This window comes from Leptospira fluminis, from assembly GCF_004771275.1.
GTDB classification, from domain to species: Bacteria; Spirochaetota; Leptospiria; order Leptospirales; family Leptospiraceae; genus Leptospira_B; species Leptospira_B fluminis.
This window is the reverse complement of record NZ_RQEV01000007.1, coordinates 94,897-115,248: the sequence shown is the minus strand read 5'-3', so window position 1 is coordinate 115,248 and position 20,352 is coordinate 94,897. Positions and strand designations below refer to the sequence as shown.

Annotated in this window: 18 protein-coding genes; 10 read left to right on the top strand and 8 right to left on the bottom strand. The window is 48.1% G+C overall.

The window, feature by feature from the left end:
- The gene (locus tag EHO61_RS05815) at positions 1-471 is read right to left on the bottom strand and encodes an STAS domain protein (protein ID WP_135812695.1); all 471 of its coding nucleotides are present in this window, start codon (positions 469-471) and stop codon (positions 1-3) included.
- A 97-nt stretch (positions 472-568) separates the two neighbouring features.
- Between EHO61_RS05815 and EHO61_RS05810 the strand changes: the two genes are divergently transcribed.
- The 7 genes from EHO61_RS05810 (at position 569) to EHO61_RS05780 (ending at position 9,182) form a co-directional block, all read left to right on the top strand.
- The gene (locus tag EHO61_RS05810; protein ID WP_135812694.1) at positions 569-2,458 is read left to right on the top strand and encodes a polysaccharide biosynthesis protein; all 1,890 of its coding nucleotides are present in this window, start codon (positions 569-571) and stop codon (positions 2,456-2,458) included.
- Positions 2,448-2,942, top strand: a complete 495-nt coding sequence (locus EHO61_RS05805; protein ID WP_135812693.1) for a ClpXP protease specificity-enhancing factor SspB — start codon at positions 2,448-2,450, stop codon at positions 2,940-2,942. The genes EHO61_RS05810 and EHO61_RS05805 overlap by 11 nt, the downstream gene beginning before the upstream one ends.
- Positions 2,939-4,546, top strand: coding sequence for an NCS2 family permease (locus tag EHO61_RS05800; RefSeq protein ID WP_135812692.1), 1,608 nt, complete (start codon positions 2,939-2,941; stop codon positions 4,544-4,546). Before EHO61_RS05805 ends, EHO61_RS05800 begins: the two co-directional genes overlap by 4 nt.
- A gap of 75 nt (positions 4,547-4,621) precedes the next feature.
- Entirely contained in the window at positions 4,622-5,533 is a 912-nt protein-coding gene (gene htpX, locus EHO61_RS05795) for a protease HtpX (protein WP_135812691.1), read from the top strand.
- A 90-nt stretch (positions 5,534-5,623) separates the two neighbouring features.
- Positions 5,624-6,157, top strand: a complete 534-nt coding sequence (locus EHO61_RS05790) for an adenine phosphoribosyltransferase (protein WP_135812690.1) — start codon at positions 5,624-5,626, stop codon at positions 6,155-6,157.
- A 6-nt stretch (positions 6,158-6,163) separates the two neighbouring features.
- A complete protein-coding gene (locus tag EHO61_RS05785; protein WP_135812689.1) occupies positions 6,164-7,627 on the top strand; it encodes a S1C family serine protease in 1,464 nt (487 codons plus the stop codon).
- 4 nt (positions 7,628-7,631) lie between these two features.
- Positions 7,632-9,182 (top strand): PDZ domain-containing protein, encoded by a 1,551-nt coding sequence (locus EHO61_RS05780; protein ID WP_135812688.1) that lies wholly within the window; start codon positions 7,632-7,634, stop codon positions 9,180-9,182.
- A gap of 3 nt (positions 9,183-9,185) precedes the next feature.
- On the opposite strand, the gene EHO61_RS05775 is transcribed toward EHO61_RS05780, so the two are convergent.
- The 3 genes from EHO61_RS05775 to EHO61_RS05765 are packed head-to-tail and all read right to left on the bottom strand — an operon-like array spanning position 9,186 to position 12,409.
- Positions 9,186-10,385, bottom strand: a complete 1,200-nt coding sequence (locus EHO61_RS05775) for an AZOBR_p60025 family cell surface glycopolymer formation protein (RefSeq protein WP_135812877.1) — start codon at positions 10,383-10,385, stop codon at positions 9,186-9,188.
- Positions 10,386-10,445: 60 nt separating this feature from the next.
- Positions 10,446-12,014 (bottom strand): hypothetical protein, encoded by a 1,569-nt coding sequence (locus EHO61_RS05770; RefSeq protein ID WP_135812687.1) that lies wholly within the window; start codon positions 12,012-12,014, stop codon positions 10,446-10,448.
- Entirely contained in the window at positions 12,011-12,409 is a 399-nt protein-coding gene (locus tag EHO61_RS05765; RefSeq protein WP_135812686.1) for a Fur family transcriptional regulator, read from the bottom strand. The genes EHO61_RS05770 and EHO61_RS05765 overlap by 4 nt, the downstream gene beginning before the upstream one ends.
- A 149-nt stretch (positions 12,410-12,558) precedes the next feature.
- On the opposite strand from EHO61_RS05765, the gene EHO61_RS05760 reads away from it, so the two are divergent.
- Positions 12,559-13,278, top strand: coding sequence for a leucine-rich repeat domain-containing protein (locus EHO61_RS05760; RefSeq protein ID WP_246032029.1), 720 nt, complete (start codon positions 12,559-12,561; stop codon positions 13,276-13,278).
- 8 nt (positions 13,279-13,286) lie between these two features.
- Here the strand turns inward: EHO61_RS05760 and EHO61_RS05755 are convergent, their stop codons facing one another.
- Positions 13,287-14,168 carry a hypothetical protein gene (locus tag EHO61_RS05755; protein ID WP_246032028.1) on the bottom strand — a complete coding sequence of 294 codons (882 nt, stop codon included), beginning with the start codon at positions 14,166-14,168 and terminating at the stop codon, positions 13,287-13,289.
- Between EHO61_RS05755 and EHO61_RS05750 the strand changes: the two genes are divergently transcribed.
- Positions 14,167-15,786 (top strand): peptidase M30, encoded by a 1,620-nt coding sequence (locus tag EHO61_RS05750; RefSeq protein ID WP_135812685.1) that lies wholly within the window; start codon positions 14,167-14,169, stop codon positions 15,784-15,786. The two genes, EHO61_RS05755 and EHO61_RS05750, sit on opposite strands and share 2 nt — an antisense overlap.
- Positions 15,787-15,790: 4 nt before the next feature.
- On the opposite strand, the gene EHO61_RS05745 is transcribed toward EHO61_RS05750, so the two are convergent.
- The 3 genes from EHO61_RS05745 to queA all read right to left on the bottom strand — a co-directional run bounded on the left by EHO61_RS05745 (position 15,791) and on the right by queA (position 18,922).
- Positions 15,791-16,099 (bottom strand): YbaB/EbfC family nucleoid-associated protein, encoded by a 309-nt coding sequence (locus EHO61_RS05745; RefSeq protein WP_135812684.1) that lies wholly within the window; start codon positions 16,097-16,099, stop codon positions 15,791-15,793.
- A gap of 81 nt (positions 16,100-16,180) precedes the next feature.
- Entirely contained in the window at positions 16,181-17,803 is a 1,623-nt protein-coding gene (locus EHO61_RS05740) for a S16 family serine protease (RefSeq protein WP_135812683.1), read from the bottom strand.
- Positions 17,804-17,869: 66 nt separating this feature from the next.
- The gene (gene queA / locus EHO61_RS05735; RefSeq protein WP_135812682.1) at positions 17,870-18,922 is read right to left on the bottom strand and encodes a tRNA preQ1(34) S-adenosylmethionine ribosyltransferase-isomerase QueA; all 1,053 of its coding nucleotides are present in this window, start codon (positions 18,920-18,922) and stop codon (positions 17,870-17,872) included.
- Between the two features lie 119 nt (positions 18,923-19,041).
- Between queA and EHO61_RS05730 the strand changes: the two genes are divergently transcribed.
- Positions 19,042-20,352 (top strand): glycosyltransferase family 87 protein, encoded by a 1,311-nt coding sequence (locus EHO61_RS05730; protein WP_135812681.1) that lies wholly within the window; start codon positions 19,042-19,044, stop codon positions 20,350-20,352.

Sequence of the window (20,352 nt, the reverse complement as noted above, 5' to 3'; positions counted from 1 at the left end):
TTAAAACAGTTTTTCGAAACTAGCCGTTCTGTAATCCGCGGTCAGATAAAAAGTATGGGAACAGGTCGGGCAACGATAATTCCCTTTTCCTTGCACTCTCAAAGTTTGGAAGCAGATCGGACACGCTACAAATCCGGGGGATCTCGTTTCTTTCGGATCCGATTCCCGGTTTAAAAAGGACTTGGCGTCTTCTCTGGAGTTGAACATCGGGATTGCTTTCTCCAAACCGGAGAGAGTCCATTCTTCTCTTAAACCCTCTACTAGATTGCACACGGCAAATCTTGATTCCGGATGACCGATCGCGGCCTCTCGGAGAAGGTCTAGCGCACCCCGTTCCCAATCACCGATCCCCGAGGCGTCCAAAAGAATCTTATAGGGATTCGAGGACAATACCTGCCCTATCTTTTCCCGAAATGCCGCCCCCAGCTGCAAGTCAAGTTTACCTTCCAGGTTGACGATTAATTCTTTCACGGATCTACACGGGAGATTCGTTTAGATTCTCGATTTCCGCAACCGAAAAAACCCAAAAAGATTGGACTTTTGGCATTTAAAGATATTTTTTTCCTTAATGGAACATTGGAACCGCCGGACCTTGATCTTTCCTTTGGATCTCTGCTTTATGGTCCTGTCCTACTTTTTGGCCCACTTGATTCGATTCGAATCTCTATCCTTTCTCCAAAGAACGGATACCTTTCTAATTCCTTTGGTGATCGTGGTCGTCTGCCGGTCTGTGGTTTTTCTATTTTCCAATATCTATCGTTCCATCTGGGCCTATGCTTCCATACATGATCTTTTAGAAATCATTAAAATAACCGTACTCTCCTCCTTCATCGCCACTACCGTTCTATTGTTTTATAACCGATTCGACCAGATGTCCCGGATGGTTCCGGTACTAGATACGATTCTTCTACTCAGTTTTCTTTGTCTTCGCAGTCTTTCCTGGAGAATTTTCCGGGACCAGTACATCATTCGCAAAACCAGGGAACACGGAGCTCCTACGTTGATCCTAGGTGCCGGAAAAATGGGAGCTTCCTTACTCTCCGAATTTCGCAGACACAGCGAACTGAAACTAAATCCCGTCGGATTTTTGGACGACGATGAAAGTAAAATCGGCGCTTTGATCCAAGGTGTTCCGATTCTCGGAAACATTTCCAAAGCGGAAGATACCATCCGTAAATTAGGGATCAAACAGGTCATCATAGCGATCAAAAACCCGGATGGGAAATTGATCGGAAAATTGCTCAAGACGTTCGAATCCACCGAGGTGGGTTTTAAGATCCTTCCGTCCATCGGCTCCCTCCTCTTCGATTCTCCTAAGATTCAGCAACTCCGCGAAATTCGGGTGGAAGACCTGCTCGGACGACCCGTTGTGGATTTGGAAATCGAATCCATTCGTTCTTATATCCGAGGTAAATCCATCCTAGTAACGGGCGCGGGGGGTTCGATCGGGAGCGAGATCTGTAGACAGGTCGCGGTCTTCCAACCTTCGAAACTCATTCTTGTTGATTCCTCGGAAACTCCTCTTTACGAAATCGATTACGAGCTTAGAAAAATCTTTCCGGATTCCGAAATCGAATTCTTTCCCGTGGTTGCGGATGTGAAGAATCTTTCCAGAGTCAGCTCCGTCTTCGAAGCCCATTCTCCCGAAGTGGTCTTCCACTCGGCGGCCTACAAGCACGTACCTATGATGGAAACCAATCCCTGCGAGGCGGTATTGAACAACGTCCTCGGGACCAAGAATGTAGCGGACATTTCCCGTCTGTCCGGAGTGGAACGCTTCGTTCTGATTTCCACGGACAAGGCGGTAAATCCGGTGAACATCATGGGAGCCTCCAAACGCGTGGCGGAATTGTACATCCAACATGTGTCCCGAGAAACCCGTACGAAATTCATCACGGTCCGATTCGGGAACGTGTTGGGCTCCAACGGCTCGGTCATCCCTAGGTTCCGAGAACAGATCCAAAACGGCGGACCGGTCACTGTGACCCATCCGGAAGTCATACGTTATTTTATGACCATCCCGGAAGCCACGCAGTTGGTCCTACAAGCGGGTTCCATGGGAGAACGCGGAGAGATTTTCCTATTGGAAATGGGAGAACCCGTTCGAATCCTAAGTTTAGCGGAGGAGATGATTCGACTGTCCGGACTCCGTCCGTACATAGACATTCCGATCGAATTTACGGGTTTGAGACCCGGGGAAAAATTGTTCGAAGAACTGCTGTTAGATTTAGAAGGCATCAAAAAAACCCACCATCCTAAAATCAGGATTGCAGCCCCCTTGGAAGACAATGATATTAGCAGCTTCCAAGCCCGTTTCCAAGCCATACTGAACGCCGCACGCTCCAACCAGGAAAAGGAAATCTTTTTGAGATTCAAGGAGCTCGTACCGGAATATAAGATTCATAAGGATTATATCACGGAAGAGGAAGCTAGGACCATAGGAAAGAATGGATCATAACCCCGAAGATAGCGCTGTCCTCCGTGAGTTCAAAAAACAGCTCTTCTCCCTCTATTGGGAGAGATTCGGGACGTTCTATTTGCACGCGATGCCTCATCCCGATCTGAAGATAGGCAAACGAGGATTGATCGGAGACGAACCGGAGTCCGGGATCATATTGGTCATCGGCCCCAGAGCGACTCGGGACATCCGAATCGAAGAGGACTGGGTCTATGCGGAACTCCAATTCGGCTACACTTGGGAACAGGTTTTCATTCCTTGGGACAGCGTATTCCGTTACTTCGACAAATCCCAACAAACCGTCTCCCAAATGAGAATCTTCTTGGGAAAATTGGAAGATCGTCGATCCGCAGAAGACGGACAAAGTTCCGGAACGACCTCTTCGGAACTTCCGCAAGAAGAGGTAAGCGAATCGAAATCGAAAGGGAAAAAGCGCAAAGACAACGTCATCGAAGTGGATTTCGGGAGTAAAAACAAAAAATGAGCAAATACAATTGGTTCGTACCGGGGGACCTGGACGGCTTCTTCGGTTTGATGATCGATAACCTGATCCAGATTCTAGTCCTAGTCACTCTTTGTATGGGTCCCTGCGGAATGCCCCAAGAGTTCGTTTTCCGTGTCGTCATTCCTGGCGCGGCCGTTTCCCTTTTGTTGGGAAATTTGTTTTATGCTTGGCAGGCCAGACAACTGGCCAAATCGGAAGGGAGAAGCGACGTTACCGCACTTCCTTACGGGATCAATACGGTTTCTTTATTCGCCTTCGTTTTCTTCGTTATGTTCCCCGTTTATTTGAAGACGGGAAGTTATAAGGCCGCCTGGGCCATGGGATTGTTGGCTAGCTTTCTCTCCGGACTGATAGAAATGTCCGGAGCCTTTGTAGCGGAAAGAGTGCGCAGGGCGACACCTAGAGCCGCTCTTCTTTCCGCTCTGGCCGGAATCGCACTCACGTTTATCTCCATGGACTTTCTGATCCGTACGTTCCAAAATCCGTTGGTCGCATTCGTTCCCTTTGGAATCATATTGCTACAGTATTTCGGGAGAGTGGTATTTCCCTTTAAAATTCCGGGGGGATTGATTTCCGTAATTGCCGGGACCTTGCTCGCTTGGTATTCCCCGTATTTCTCCGGAAAAGCGATTATGGATGCGGATGCGCTCCAGTCTTCGTTCCGAGTCGGATTGTATCTTCCCGTATGGAGTGCCGGAGAAATCTTTTCCCTATTTTCGGGAGCGGACGTACGGGAATACCTTTCCGTAATCCTCCCTATGGGAATTTTCAACGTAATCGGTTCCTTGCAGAACATAGAATCCGCGGAAGCTGCCGGAGACAAATTCAATACCAGAAATTCCTTATTGGTGAACGGACTCGGAACAGTAGCGGGAGCCTTTTTCGGATCCCCTTTTCCGACTACGATTTACATCGGCCATCCGGGTTGGAAGGCATTGGGCGCCAGAGCGGGGTATTCCACTCTGAACGGAGTCTTCATGACCTTGGCCGCCTTTTTCGGATTGATGGGTTTCCTTTCCAAATTGATTCCGATCGAAGCCGGAATGGCGATCGTACTCTGGATCGGAATCGTCATCGGTTCTCAAGCCTTCGAAGCCACACCGACGAGACACGCCCCCGCAGTTGTGATCGGACTCCTCCCCGCTCTTGCCGGCTGGGGAGTACTGTTGATCCAAAGTACGTTCAATTATGTGGACCCGATTTTAACGAAAGCCATCGAAGGAACGGCTGCCGCTTCCCAAACCCAGAATCTCTGGCTTTCTCTTGTTCCCCCGAACCAGCCGATTTTTCCGTATCCGCTGGAAGGACTCTTAAGCCTTTCCCAAGGTTTCTTATTGTCTTCTATGGTATGGGCAGCGATCGCTACCTTCGTCATCGATCGGGATTTTAAAAAAGCGATCCTTGCCAGCTTGACCGGAGTCTTCCTCTCGGCGACCGGATTTATCCATGCCTATTCCTTGCGCGGGAATGCGATTTTGACGCCTTTCGAACTGAATTTCGGACCGTTTGCCAAGGGTTATCTGCTTTTGGCAGCGCTTTTTCTATTAGCTTCCTTTCTTAGAAAGGAGCCGAGAACAGTCTAATATGAAACCGGGAAGGAACACCCGAGGGAGATTTGGATCCCGAATGTTTCTATAGATAAGGAGAAAAACTCACCTATGTGGATGATTCGTAGAATCGGATTGTTTGCGATTACAAACCTGGCCGTCGTCTTTACGATCGCGTTTTTGATCAGGATAACCGGCCTCGCCGGTTACTTGGAGAAGTCCGGAATTTCGTACGGCGGATTGCTTCTGTTCTGCACGGTTTGGGGAATGGGCGGAGCTTTTATTTCCCTGATGATTTCCAAATTCACCGCCAAGATGGCGATGGGAGTGGAGATCATAGATCCGAGCACGGCCTCGGGATGGCAGAGAGACCTGGTAGCCAGAGTCAAAAGATTAGCCGACGCGGCCGGACTTCCTATGCCGGAAGTAGGGTATTACCAATCTCCGGAAGTCAATGCGTTCGCGACGGGTCCCGGTAGATCTAGTGCCTTGGTTTGCGTTTCCACCGGACTATTGAACGGAATGGATAGCGGAGAAATCGACGGAGTACTCGGTCACGAATTGTCCCACGTAGCCAACGGGGATATGGTGACCATGACCTTGGTACAGGGAGTGGTGAACTCTTTCGTATTCTTCTTCGCATGGATCGTGAGCACGCTCATCGCCTCTCAATTGAGTCGGAACGACGAAAGGGAAGGAGGCGGAGGCTATTTTATGCGCTTTATGATACAGCAAGTTCTGGTCATGGTCTTCGGTCTACTCGGTTCCATCGTGGTCGCCTACGTTTCTAGAGCCAGAGAGTATAGAGCCGATGCGGGCGGAGCAAGATTGGCGGGACGGAGCAATATGATCGCGGCTTTGGAACGATTGAAAGCAGGCTTTACTATGGATCCGGTGGACCAAAGAGGAGAATCCATCGCTACTCTTAAGATTTCGAACCGAGCGGGAGGACTGGCATCTCTATTTGCGACCCACCCTCCTCTAGACGAAAGGATTGCCGCCTTACGGGCCAAAGCATATTAAAACCGAACGGAAGGCCGCTCTTAAATAGGGGCGGCTTCCAAAAAAGAATTGTTCCCGCGCTTCCGAAGATTGGAATAGGACTTCGAGCCTATGTCCGTCGTTAAATCAAAAATCCGAACCATTCCAGATTATCCGAAGAAGGGCATCCTTTTTCGAGACATTACCTCCCTATTACTCGATCCGGAAGGCTTGGCGCTTACCATCGGTACTTTTGTGGATCGATATACCGGTAAAGGAATCACGAAAGTGGCCGGAATCGAAGCCAGAGGTTTTATCGTCGGAGCTCCGGTGGCATTTCAATTGGGTGCCGGATTCATTCCGATCCGAAAAAAAGGAAAACTTCCCGCGGAGACCGTAACGGAAGAATACGATCTGGAATACGGAAAGGACGTCATCGAGATCCATAAGGACTCCATCACTCCGGGTGACAGGATTCTTTTGATGGACGATTTGATCGCGACGGGAGGCACCATGCTCGCCGCCGCCAGATTATTGAAACGTTTAGGAGCCGAAGTGGCGGAAGCGGGAGTGATCATAGACTTACCCGATTTGGGCGGAGCCGCCAAACTAAAAAGGGACTTGGGCATAGAAGTCTATTCTATCTGCGAATTCGAGGGCCATTGACGCTCGATGTCTGCTCTGAAAAAACTTTCCTTAAGCATTCTTATCCTTCTCATTTCCGTCCCCGCAGCCGCGGAAGAAAAAACGGATTTCGACGGAATCCGAAAAGCCGTCGTTCAAATTAAAGTCTATTCCCAGGCAATCAATCCGTATTCCCCTTGGACCACGGACGGAGTCCGAGCCGGATCCGGAACCGGATTCCTGATCGGAAACAAACGGATCCTTACGAACGCACATGTGGTATCCAATGCAAAATTCATCCAAGTGCAAAGATACGACCAAACGGAATGGTATAGGGTCAAGATTCTCTTCATCGCCCACGATTGCGACCTCGCGATTTTGGAAGCGGAAGACGGAACGTTTTATAAGGACTCCCGAGACCTGGAGCTCGGAGGAATTCCGGAATTAAACTCTCCCTTGATCGTGGTAGGATATCCGATCGGAGGGAATAAGGTCTCCGTCACACGAGGAATCGTTTCCAGAAAGGAACAATCGGAATATTCCCACTCTTCCGTAGACAGTCATTTGGTACTCCAAGTGGATGCCGCCATCAACCCCGGAAATTCGGGGGGACCTGCAATCCAAGGAGACAAGGCCGTCGGAGTCGCGTTTCAAGTGGCGACAAAGGGAGAAAACATAGGCTATCTCATTCCCACGAACGTAATCCGACATTTTCTGACGGACATAGAGGACGGAAGTTACGACGGTTACGTCGAACTCGGAATCAGTTTTTTGAATTCGTTTAACGCATCCCTTAGAAAAGCGAAAGGAATTCCGGACGGGTTGGAAGGAGTGTTCGTCACGAGGATTCTCCCCCATGGCTCGGCGGACGGATATTTAAAGGAAGGGGATTATCTTACGGAAATCGACGGAAGCCCCATAGGCCGAAACGGAACCACGACTCTCGACAAGGACGCGAGGGTGGATTTTACCGAGAACGTGGACAACAAACACGCGGGAGACAAGATCAGGTTTAAGGTTTTTCGCGAAGGGAAATTCACGGACATCTCATTCGAGGCCAAGAGAATGCCCGACTTCGATTTCATGCGGAACAGATACGATGCCCCGTACGATTACGCGATGATCGGAGGCCTCCTCTTTCAGGAAATGTCCCAGGATTTGCTGGCGACTTGGAGTCGTGCCGGAAATACTTCCGGCGGGAGCCAATTCCTATACCGGTACAAATACTTTATCCCGGACGGAATCAACAGATCCAAAAAAGCGGACGTGGTTCTGTACAGAAAGTTGGCGCATCCCGTAAATTCTTCTTCCGATTATTTTTTAAATCTGGTCGTCGAGTCGGTCAACGGTTCTCCCGTGAACAGTCTCGCGGATTTGAAATCCGCTTTGGCTAAAACGAAGGATCGATACCTAAGATTGAAATTTCTGGATGTGGAACTTCCCCTGATTCTAGATCGCTCGGAAGCGGAAGCCGCCGACAAACAAATCCGTTCCACGTACGGACTGGAGTGATTCTTTGAAATTACGCATTCTATTTCTCTTATTCCTTCTCGTATTTACCGTTTCCTCGACCGAATCCAAAAACGGGAAAACCTCAAAATTTTCGGTTAAAAAAAACTCCGAGACGAAAACTTCCGGAACCGTCTCCAATCGGTCCGACAACGGTTTTGAAAAAAGCATCGTTCAAATCAAAGTTTCCTACCAAGAGCCGGACTATATTTCTCCTTGGAAAAAAAAGAACCCTCGGGTAAGAAGAGGAGTCGGCATAGTCGTGAACGGAAACCGCATTTTGGTTCCCGCGCAGATCCTCCAGTATTCCACTTTGGTGGAAGTCAAAAAATTCTCCTCCTATACGGAAACCAAAGCGGATATCTCCCGTACCGATTCGGAAACGAACCTCGCGCTATTGACCGTAGAGGAAAAAGGCTTCTTCGAAGACCTAAAGCCCCTGGAATTCCAGCAAAAAATCGTCTACCCTCAACAGATCGCAATTTATCAATTGGATAACTCGGGGTCCATACAAAGTGCGAGCGGGGCCTTACTCAGTTTGGATCTGGACCTGTATCCTCAAGGCCAAGTCGAGCTGCCGATCTTGGATGTGAACTCCGCGGAAACCCTGAACGGAAACGGGGAGGTGATCGTTTCGGATGGAAAAGCCGCCGGTATCCTGTTCGATTTTACCGGAGATAAAAACGCGGGTAGAGCCATTCCTTCCTTTTTGATCCGTAAATTTTTAGGGCTTTCCGGCAAATCCGATCGGATCGCGTACAAGGGGTTCCGCCATCGCCCCGTCACGGATTCCGCTACGAAAGAGTTCTACGGAATCTCCGGCAAAAACGAAGGAATTCTCGTGGCGGAAGTGCTTCCCGGAAGTTCTGCGGACGGAGTACTCAAAGCGGGGGACGTAATTCTGGAATTCGGCGGCAAGAAGATAGATTCCAAAGGCTACTTCGAACATTCTACGTACGGCAAACAGGTTTTTTCCTTTCTTGCCCACGCAGGAGACGAATTCGGTTATGAAATAGGGAAAACCGTTCCGGTTCTGATCCTGAGAGATAAGAAAAAGATGGAAATGGACCTTCCCTTAAAACCCTTTCCCTATTCCGCCGTTCGGATTCCACATAGAGACCCTTCCAACCGGCCCGATTATTACTTAAACGGCGGCTTCTTATTCTTGGAACTTTCCGAAAATTACCTTTTGGAATGGGGAAAGGATTGGAGATCGAGGGTGGATAAAAAACTTCTGTATCTCTACGATTACCACAAATTCCGTTCTTTAGGGGAACCGCAAAGTCGTATCGTACTCCTATCCCAGGTGATCCCCGACGAATCCAATAACGGATACCACGACATTTTCGGAAGAATCCTGGAATCCGCGGACGGAATTTCAGTGAATTCCATCCAAGACCTCATGCGCAAAGTCCGAGAGTCCAAAAAAGATACCGTCTCTCTAAAGTTAGACGACGGAACCGAAGTGGTACTGGATAAGAAAGAGATGGCAAAAGCGAATTCCAGAATAGGAGCGCAGTACAAAATTCCCGCCTCCGCTATGGGTGAACGGAAATAACGACTACCAGATCGAGTACGCCAAGGGCTTGGAAATAAAGGCGATCTTTACGAAAAAAAGCGCCAATACGAACGCGACAATCCCCCAGTAATGCCAAGCGGAAAGATTTTCGTCTTCCGCCTGCCAAAACACCAAAAGCGGAATGGAAACCGTAAACATGCGGGAAATGTTTTCGTACGTAGCCCAATACAACACGTAACCGGCCGAAAAAACGGAAAATAAGGTCAGACCCAGTCCCAAACGGAACGGAAATCCTTTTCTTCTATCTCCTTGAAAGAGAAGGATGCATCCGCTGAAAAACAATAAAAGAAGGGAAAAGCGGGAGAATTTCTTCGCTATCGCCCGCAACCTTCCGCCCTCTTCCGACAATGATCCGGAAAAAAAAGCCTCATAAAGCTCTCTAAGATAGCCCGTAATACCGCCTAACGGATCGAAAAATTCCGCGAACCTGGCCGGCGAGGATTCCGACAAAACGGAACGAAGATAAAGATTCCAAACTAACGGCAAAACGAGACTACTCGCGACCCAAAGAGCTCGGCGGAATTCCTTTTTCATGAGTGCATCCAAACCGAGGGGGAACAAGAGAAAAAGCGCCTGCTCTTTCGTAAGGAGAGCAAGTCCGCCCAACAAAGAGAAAAGCAAAAACCGATCCTTTCGGTACGCCCAATAACAGAGGACCAAAAGACTCGCCAAGATCGCGTCCGAAACGAGAAGAACATAGCCCCCCAGTGCGAAGGGAGAAAAAAGATAGAACGAAGCCAAGAATTTTCTGGTTTCCGGCAACAAATCGTAAAGCGCCAAAAAAGAGAGGACCAAAAGTAAAAAATGCAGGAAGTACATTCCGAAGATCGTACCTGTCCTGCCGAACCATCCGAAAGGAGAAACCAAGAGAGGATACCCTATCCTCGGCGCCCTGACACTCGTTTCGAACCCCTTAGGCCAATCCAATCCGAAATCGGAAAGCATCCTGGAATAGAAGTAAAAAATCTGACCGTCATAACCGGATCCGAGATTTCCCTCTTCGCCCAAAAATACGATCGCGCCGTCCGGAGTGCGATCCGCGTTGAGCTGGCAGAATTCTCGGCCGAAATTCACCTGAGAACTGGGATTCCAACCGTACTTTTTCCAGACTAAAACGGAGGAAAAGACGTACGTCAGAAAAAAAATCAATAATACTACATTTCGTTTTTCTAATATTTTTATCGCGTCGGACCGGAATTTTCGAAAAACGGGAAAGGATCTGAATTGAAACAAGAGAAACTCCTATTCGATGGAAGATAATTCGGAGAAGATCCAATTCGAATACTCGTCGGTAGCGAATCTGGCGGCCCGAAAGGTCAAATGATGCGGATCCAAAAAGTCCTTCTTGTCCGAGAATAAATTCCTAGCGTCCTTAAAGGTATATCTGTTTCCGCCTAGATTTTCCAGGTACGAAACGTATCCTTTGTACCAAGGACTTTCCTCGTATAACGATCTTTCCAGCGGATTTTCCGGGGAATTGATCAATAGGACCCGGATCCCTTTCTGCTCCAAAAACCCGATTCCTTTTTTCAGATATTCCAGTTCCGACCAGGAAAAATAGGAATTTGATTCCCGCAGCTTTCGTTTGGCCATCCGAATCACTTTCAAACGAGTCAGTGCTGCCTCTCCATCTTCGCTCCTATAAATTCTTTTTTCATAATCTTCTAAATAAGCGGCGTCGCTCAGAGCGGAAATCCGATCGTCGTCTATTCCGGGAATCCGATCGTAGGAGATATTTTTACGAAAATCCCTACGGCAGAAATTCTGGGAAAGTCTGAACCCGTAAATCTCCGGAATTCCGAAGATGCGATCGTCCACTTCGTCGGAAGAAACTGGCGGTTCGATCTCGAAACGTAGTCGGACTTTCTCCACGTTACCCGGAAACCGCAACTCCAATCCGTGCCAACCTCGGTTTTCGAAGTTCTCGTTCAATAACAATAGTTCTTCCGGAGTTTCCTGAAAGATCTTTAATCCGGTGTTCTTCTTTTGGGAAAAAAAGCTATCGACCAATTTTCCGTCCTTGAGTTCGCACTCGATATGGAACTTCGGCTTGGTCCAGCCTCTTAGGTAAATTCCTTCCTCCGGCAGAATACCCGTATAATAATGATACGAACGTCCGCTACGAAGATGGTGTTCGATAAACGAATCGAACGGATCATATACGAAATTACGGTACCGAGTCAGCAGGAACAAGGATCTAGACAAGAGTTCCAAGAACACCGGTTTGCCTAACTTCCAAATCCGATCGGCATTTTCCCGAAAGAATTGATCCGGATACAGAATCCTATTTTGGTGTCTTCCCCGACTGAAATCCGAAAATAATCTTTCCTCTTCGAACGGGATGGAAGGGTCCAGCTTTCCGGTCTTCAATTCCAGTTCGCTTACGAGATAATCCAATTGTAAATCCGCCGGATTCAGAACATAGACGACCAATTTCGGCTTCTTGGAGGCTATGTCTTCCCGATAATAATAAAAATCCGATGGTGTCAAGGCGGGGTGGGCATAGAATTCCGCCCGGATCGGATTTGTTCCGGTTTCAGCCTTTCGTCTTAAATTTTCCGTTAACCGATCCGGAAACAGGGAATACAGGGCAACACTGCTTCCTACCGCTAAAATACCGGACTCGTCCCGATCGAACCGAATCCTCCGCCTCTTCTCCAGAAAATTGTACCATGGGGAAGTATCCCATTCTAATTCATTAGGAAAATTGAATAGAATAGAAGGGAATATGATTCTATCTAAAAAAAAGAAGGAGAGCAGAAACGCTATGCTCAAAAAGAGAACGCGCACTTTAGTTTTTTTTTCGTTCATTTTTGGATTTTATTGCATTCCGAACAGACGCCGTAGAGTAGGATCTCGTGGGAATCCACCCGAAAGCCTTTGGGTAGGTTCTCGATCGGAAAAGGACAGACTTCCACGTCAAAGACACGATCGCATTCGGTGCAATGAAAGTGGTGATGGTGCTCCAGATGACTGGTTTCGAAGCGTGATGATTCTCCGGGTAATTTGATTTCGTGGATCTTTTCGGATTCCAACAGATGATTCACCGTACGATAGACCGTGGCGATTCCTATATTTTTCAGGGAAAGTTTGGAGAGGTCGTGTATTTCCTTTACGGAGAGAGGGCCTTTCGCATCCTGAATTACGCGAAAAATCTCTTCTTTCTGTTTCGTTTTTCTGGAAGCGCCCTTTTTATCTTCGCTCATATTGCAATCCCGAAGAAAACTTGCGGTTTCACAGTAAGGATCTTGCGATTTATTCGCGGGCTATGTCAACCCGGATTAAATCCCGGGCCCGAAGACGTTCCGGGAAAAAACGGGCTTCCAATCCGATTCCTCTTTCTTAAAATGCATCCGTGGGCAGAATTTTTTTTCTCTTCGGCTTCCTACTTTGCCATTGCCTTTTTCATACCAAGGCTGGACTGCCTATACGGAATTCTTCGGGAAAAACGATCGCATTTTATCACCAGGATACTCGTTGGATCGGCTTTGACCAGACTCCCGAATTAATGGATCTAGCTTCCTTTTCGAAGGTGGAAACCTTGGAATTTCCCGCTTCGGATCTGGTTTCCTTGGAAGCCCTACCCGATCTGCCGAAATTGCGTTATTTGAATCTTTCGGGAACGAAGGTTCGGAATTTCAAACCCTTGGAGAAAGTTCGCAAATTGGATTCTCTGATACTGAACGGAATCCCGCTGCAAAATTCGGATCTCGCCACTTATACCTCCTGGAACCAATTGACTCGGATCGAACTTTCCGACACGAAAGTGGATTCCCTGGACTTTCTCGGCAAAGGTTGTGCCGTTCGTCATCTGGAGCTCAGGAATACTTTCGTATCGGATTTAAAGCCCCTTTTGAACTGTTCCCAATTAAGGGAATTGTACCTGCAAAGAACGAAAGTAAGGAACCTACTCCCGCTGTACGGATTAAGCGAACTCTTACATCTTCAATTGGATGGGACGGAGGTATCCGACGAGGAAATTTCCGAAATACGAAGGAAACTTCCCTATCTCAAAATCTTTCCGGGCTTACGTAAAATACTCGATTCCGAAACCGGGCTGGACCCTAAACCCTAACTCGAAAATCATTCGTAAGCCAACGGTCCCGCTTCTCCGGGATTCGTGTACAGGATCAGATCTCCCGGACGGAGAATGTTTCCGTCGGCCTGTATTTCTCCCGTAGTTTCCACCGTTTTCAAGGACCTTAACCTTGTCCTTTTACCGTCAGGTTTTTCGATCACCAAAGTCGCTTCCTTTCTTACCCTCGCGAGTCGAATCCCCCAAATCTCCAGAATTCCTTCCTTTGCTCTCAATACGACTGCGGTCACTCTTCCCGGGACCGAGGAAGCGGAGCGCCTCAATAGAAGCCCTTCCTCCTCTCCCTCGGGTCCGGGAACGAGACGGATCTCGTTCGGACCCGCTTTCCATATTAGAAATTCGAAATGATCACATTCGAATGCACGGGTCAACGCCCATCGATCCCCCGGACCCTTACTGGTGAATATCCTGCAAAGCTTGGGACGAAAGCGAAATCCTTTCCCTTCCGGATCTGCCACGAGCTTTCCTTCGAACCTTGTTTCTTCCCAATTCTTAGCTTCGGTCACGGTGAGCTGGCTGATCAAAAATTCCGGTCTATGCCTTTTGTTGTTCATGAATACCTGTCGAACATAGAAGCCGGTGGGAAGAGATCGTATCGGAGAGAAATATTCACCGTCTTCGGGAAGTGCGGTAATCCCTTCGGGGTAGTTCATTATATCCGGACGATCTATCGGAGAAGGACGAAAGGAACATTGTAAAACGAACAAAGTGATAAAAAATATATTTCCAAAATTGGAAAAATATTTCCAACGATTAAAATGCAAAAAGGTCAATGCGACTTGCTCCGAAACGGGGATCCTTCTTAATTGACCGTAGGATAGGTCGATCACCGCGTAAAGCAGATTCCTATTCCGGAAAGAGTTCCTCATGAACGGATTCCAAACTGGAGAATCGGTCTTTCTGAAAGTCCTTTTCCGGACAGGAATCGGCACGTCTCTTCGGGTTTTACGGTTTTTCCTTCTAACGATCCTTGCCCTCTTCTTAGGATATTGTTCCAATCTTCTTCATCCGAATCTGAAAGAGGACGGAAATTCGTCCTCGGCAAGCCAGTTGCTTTCGTTAGTGGCGTATTCTCCGAACTGTTCCGGAGACGGAGCGTTTTGGGCGAGAGACTTGGTTTCCAACGCCTCCTATTGCACCCAAGCACACCTCGCCGCTTCGGGTCAATACGTGAACGTCTATGCCGAGAATACTCTTCCTAATACATTAGATTATCAGAATATATCATTCGAATTCGACTCGCAAATCCATCCTAGATTGACGTCGGCTTTCGGAACGCCGAACGACCTGGACAAGGATGGAAAAGTTACCATTCTTATCCTTGATATCCGGGACGGCAGTCTCCCGGGCGGTTCCTTCGTGGCGGGCTATTTCGATCCTGCAGACTATTATCCGGACAGTATTTTCTCCCGCATCCGATCCAACTATCAGGACATGCTTTATTTGGACGGGGTCCAACTGGTGGATCTTCGGAACAGGGATTTGGCTGCGGGAAAACCGGACACGTTGTTGGCGACTCTTTCCCACGAGTACCAACATTTGGTGCGTTTCCAATATGAAGCTTTGGCTCTAGCCCAAGGAGGAAATCGGGACGAAACCTGGATCAACGAAGGCACCAGCGAAGTGGCTTCGGATATCGCAGGTTACTCTCCGCAATCCGCAAGAATCCGTTGTTATCGGGGAAATATGCCCGGGGCCTGTGCCAGAGGTGTCAACGGAACCGCACTTTTCGGGAGTCCGCTTTACAACTCCGTGGTGGACTACGCCTTCTCTTATCCGTTCATGAAATACCTATATCTTTCCGCGGGAGGAAGCGCCGATGAGAGGGATTTATTTTTCAGAGCCAGCGTGCAGGGAATTGCCGGCTTCCGTGGAACCGACGCGGTCAATCTTTTCGAAACTTTTCGTAGGACTTCTGCAGCCTACACGACACAGGATCCGATCGTCGGAGAATTGGGTCCTGCGGCGGCGGATACGTTCCGTAAAATGTTCGCGTCCTTTCTCTGGCAATCGATAGGCGATAATACGCCGGATTTCGTACAAGCGGGAACGGATACGACGGGATCTGCGGCGTTATTGCAATCTCTCGAATCGGTGATGTTTCGATTTCCGTTAATCGGAATCAATATGGATGGAATCGATTTGGAAGGACTTTACCTTCCGTACCGTTTATCCGACATTTCCCCTCTCTGGACGCTGAATCCGGGACAATTCCAATTCGTAAGGGTGGACAGACAAAACGTAAACGCTAGCCCTGGCCTATTCCTGATCAAGAAGAATTTTAGCGGAACCTTATATTCCATGCAGATCAATACGGAGCCCTATCGCGCAGGCGGAATTTCCTTTTCCTACGCCCGAACGAGCTCGGACGAGGAGACGACGGCCGGGATCGTGTTACCGGATTCGGACGAACCGAACCCTGTTTGTCCTCATGATTTTTTAAAGAATTCCGCTTCGAATCGGACGACGATCCTATCCCCCTTTTGAAGGACTAAGGCATATTGGAAAGAAGACCCTTGAACTCTCCCATCCTTTCTTCGGCCGCTTTTTGAGCTAAATCTATGGATTGGTTCACTGCCTGCTTGATGCTTTTTTGCAGAAGCTTTTTATCGTTTTTTGCCAGCAGTTCGTCTTCGATGCGGATTTCCTGGACCGTCAATTTGCCGTCCGAAATGCAGGTCACCCATTCGTTTTTGGATTTGCCTTCGAACGAGAGCGCCTGTAATTCTTTCTCCAGACGCTTCATCCGAACGCGCATCTGATTCATCTGTTTCAGGTTTTCCAGGCTTTTGCCTAACATCTTCTATTCCTCTTCCGGAAAAATCCGAGTCTTAAGAGAAAGGATTTTCTCCCTCGCACATGAGGCAAGTATTTCTCTCCTTCAAGAGGATTCTTCCGAATCTCGCTTTTTGTCGATCCGTTCCTCTATCAATCGGAATAGACTTCCCGACGGATAAGATCCGAATTTGGTCATTCTTCCGGCGGGAGCTCCGAACACCTCTGGGATTAAGTCCTCCACATGAGAGCAGGAAACGATTTTAAATCTGCCGGTTTTCATGGAGTTTAGAATCTCCTTGGGTAGATTTAAGTCCCTCACATTGTCTTTCGGAAGATAAAGAGTATACGTTTCACTCGGAGAACCCGCCAACTTTGTCACGTCATACCAAGCTTGGATCTTCGTATTCACGGATCCGACCGGTAGAATATCGCCGTATTGGGACAAGGCGCCGGTGACCGCGATATTGCAGGGGATCTCCAAATCGGACAAGGCAGAGAGAAGGGCGAGCAATTCGGCACAACTAGCGGAATCTCCGTCGATCGGGGAGCTGTTCTGTTCGAACAAAATCGAAGCGTCCAGTCCGAAGGATTGGATATGGGAAAACATTCCTTTGATATAGGACTGAAGAATAAACACTCCCTTGTCGTGCAGATCGCCGGAAAGGTTCACTTCCCTCTCTATATTGATCAGATTTCCGCTTCCCAAGGAAACCCGAGCGGAGACCTGATTTACTTGTCCGAAATCCAAAAGGGAGGATTGCAAAAGAATCACGGAGAGACCGTTGATGCGTCCCGTCTTTTTCCCCTTCAACGGAACCGAAATTAAACCTTCCTTAATGTTCTCCCGGTATTTTCTCTTATGAATTGCCGTACGTTTTTGGATCTCCTCCGGAGCGGCCTCGATCTGGGCTCGGCCCAAGGTTCTTTTGCTTTTCTTGCTCAGAGCCAGTACTTCGGTCACAAAAGAACGTAATTCCGAAAGATGCAGGGAAAGTTTTGTCTGACTATCGTTCCACCGAAGAGCCAATTCCAAAAGAGCGTCTAACGCGCTTTGGTCCAAGGAAGGATAGCCCGGTTTTTCCCAGGATTTTACCAATCCGGAAAATACGGGAAGCCAGGCGGAGGTAAGATTGACTTCGTAAGGCATGTGGATTTTAAAATCGAATCCGCCGTAAAAATCCGGATCCAATTGGGAAATGGAATCCACTTCCGTTTCCTCCCCGATTAGGATCAGTCGGAACCGGGACTCTATGCTAGGATGAAACCGATTGATATGACGCGAATCCGGTCCTTCCGGTAAGGCGAGAAAATCTATCTTTCCGGTCAGCAATACGCCTTTCAAAAAGTAATAGAGATCCGGGTCTTCCACTAAAGGGCGCAAAGGCAGTAGCAATAAACCGTCCTCCGCTTCGGCGATCCTCCCGGGCCGGTACTTTTCCGAATTGGGATAGCCCGCGAGGGAAAGTAAGGTCGGCGTAGGTTCCGCGATGACCGGCCTATGTTTCACCTGCTCCGTCAAGTACTGGGCGAATTGTAGAAGATTGGATTCGATTTCCGGTCCGGTGATCAGAATGTGCCGGAATAGCTCCGGATTTTCCAGAGCCTGGTGAAATGTCCGAACCTCTTCCTTGTGGAACACCAAAAAATCCGGCAGACCTTTCAGTTGCTTCGGTTTTACGGCCTTGAATTTCGTTTGAGCTTGGGAAGGAAGTACTCTGCGCAGCACCTCTCCATACTCCGTCCGACGTCGGATTTGCTCAATAAAAATAAGAAAGAAGGATAAAAGAGAATCTTAGAGCCGATTCAGTAGGAGCATCGCATCTCCGTAGGAATAAAAGCGGAAACCGTTCCGCAAAGCGTAGCGATACGCATTTAAAACGGCATCCTTTCCCGCGAACGCGCAGACCAAAAGCAGCAAGCTGCTCTCCGGCAAATGGAAATTCGTGATCAAACAGTCGCAGCTCAGAATCGGATCTCCCGGTTGAAGGAATAACCTCGTACTGGATTCCCCGGAAAGAAAACTTCGGGTCCCCGAATCGAAGGAGGCTTCGAGAGCTCTCAGAGTGGTAGTGCCTACGGAGATGATCCTTCTTCCTTGCTTTTTTGCAAGATTTAACGTTTCGGCAACTTCGGAAGAAATGGAAAAAAATTCTTCATGAAGTTTCTTTTCCCGAAATTGTTTGGCGGTAAGAGTGGAAAAGGTTCCGTAACCTACGCGCAATTCCAATTCCACGAATTCGACGCCGAGACGACGGACCTGTTCCAATAATTCGGGTGTAAAGTGAAGCCCGGCGGTAGGTGCGGCGACCGATCCCAAAGTCTTCGCATAAACGGTCTGGTAACGGACGGAATCTTCTTCCGAACTTTCCCGCTTGAAATAAGGAGGGATCGGAATTCTACCTATCGTTTCGAAATCGATTTCCCTGAAATCGGGAGGGGTCGCAAGTAACGTGATCTCTTCTTCTCTACCGGTAACGGTAAATTGAAAGCGACCGGACATCTCGTCTTGCAGAACCGTTCCGGGTTTCAATTTTTTGGAATTGCGGACTAAGGCTTTCCACTCGTTCCGCCTTTCGCTCGGATCCAAAAATAAAGCCTCGTGCCTTCTTCCGGAAAGAGTACGGAGAAACACCCGTCTCCGAGCGACTCTTGTGGAATTGGCGACTAATACGTCGCCTTCTTTTAGATATTTCAGAATTTCCGTAAAGAACGGTTCCTCTTTCAAAACACCGTCGGTAGAGGAAAGAACCAAAAGTCGGCTTCCGTCCCGATTGACAGCCGGCACCTTCGCGATGGACTCTTCGGGAAGATTGAAAGAATACTCGGAAAGATCTCCAATCTCCATACCTCCAGAAAAATCGGCGCTCTCCCGGAGAAAATCGATTTTTCTACCTCCGAATTTCGGCGGAGAGACCGGTCGGTTATTTGGTTGGCTTTTCGGGGCTACCGGAAAACAGTACCTGAATGCGGATCGATCTTCGGAGACGAGGGCCTCTATTTTTATTCCTCGCACTTTTAATCTTTCTGTTTTTGAACGGGATCTCCAGGATCTCGGTGTCCTCGGATTTCAAAGATTATTTCGAGGCTTCCAAAAACTTTTCCGCTCATAAGGACCTGTATGATTTGGACGTACTGGATGAGTTGGTCCAGGAACTGGAGTCCGGGAAACTCGACCTGAAGGACATCTTCAAACCTGAGGTTTTTGTACGACTCCAAACCAAAATGGATAACGTGGGGGCTTACATCTATCCGCCCACGTTCGCTTTTTTACTTTCTCCCCTTTCCTATCTGGAATATCCCGTCGCTTCGGGGATTTTTTTCTCCCTGAATTTTGCGGCCATGGTCGCGAGCCTTTTCCTGATCGCAGGACTCCTCGGGCGGGAAAAAAAATTCCTATTTCTGACCTGCCTCGTTTTTCTCTGTTACCGTTTTATCGAAAACCACCAGAACAACAATCAGGTCGGGTTCATTCTGCTCTTCCTCGTTCTTTCCGCCGTGTCCGTCAAAAAGGATTGGTTAGCCGGGCTTTTACTTAGTTTAGCGATCGTGATTAAAATCACTCCGGCGGCGTTCCTATTCTATTTCTTGGTTAAAAAAAGATATTCCGTGATATTCTATACGTTAGGTTTCGGATTCCTTTGGGTGGTCCTACCTGCGATCGCGGATCCTGCCTTTACTTGGAAAATGAACGGTACCTGGTACGAATTAGTGCTGGAAAAATATTTGAAATCGCCCGCATTACGAGCGTGGAAAAACAACCAAAGTTTGAGTTCCACGATCGCGAAATATTTTCTTCCATATGCCGACATCATGAATCAGGGACGATTCGGTATGCCTTTTTGGGAATTGAATGTAAAACAAGTCAAGTGGATCCTTACGCTTTCGACTTTAGGGATTTCCGCGCCATATCTTTACAAAGCTTACAAGGGCGCTTCGGACGGCTTTCTCTTGTCGGGGCTATTCTTTTTTTCCGTGATGTTCAGCGGAATCTCCTGGGTTCACGCTTTTGTTTTCCTATTATTCCCCGCCGCTTTCGTACTATCCTCCTTCTGGCCTGTAGAAGAGCGGTTACCTAATTTGGCGGAATGGGAAGAAGTCCTGCAAAAGAATAAGGCGGCCGTTATTTTCCTAATTCTGGCATTGCTAGTTCTGTTATTGAACCGCTCCTTTATCGGTTCGACGGCGGAGGAGAAATTGATGATGTTTTCCTACTTGTTCTATATCTGCTTCATCCAATATCTCTGCCTTTTCTTTTTAAGACCCGAACGGACTTAA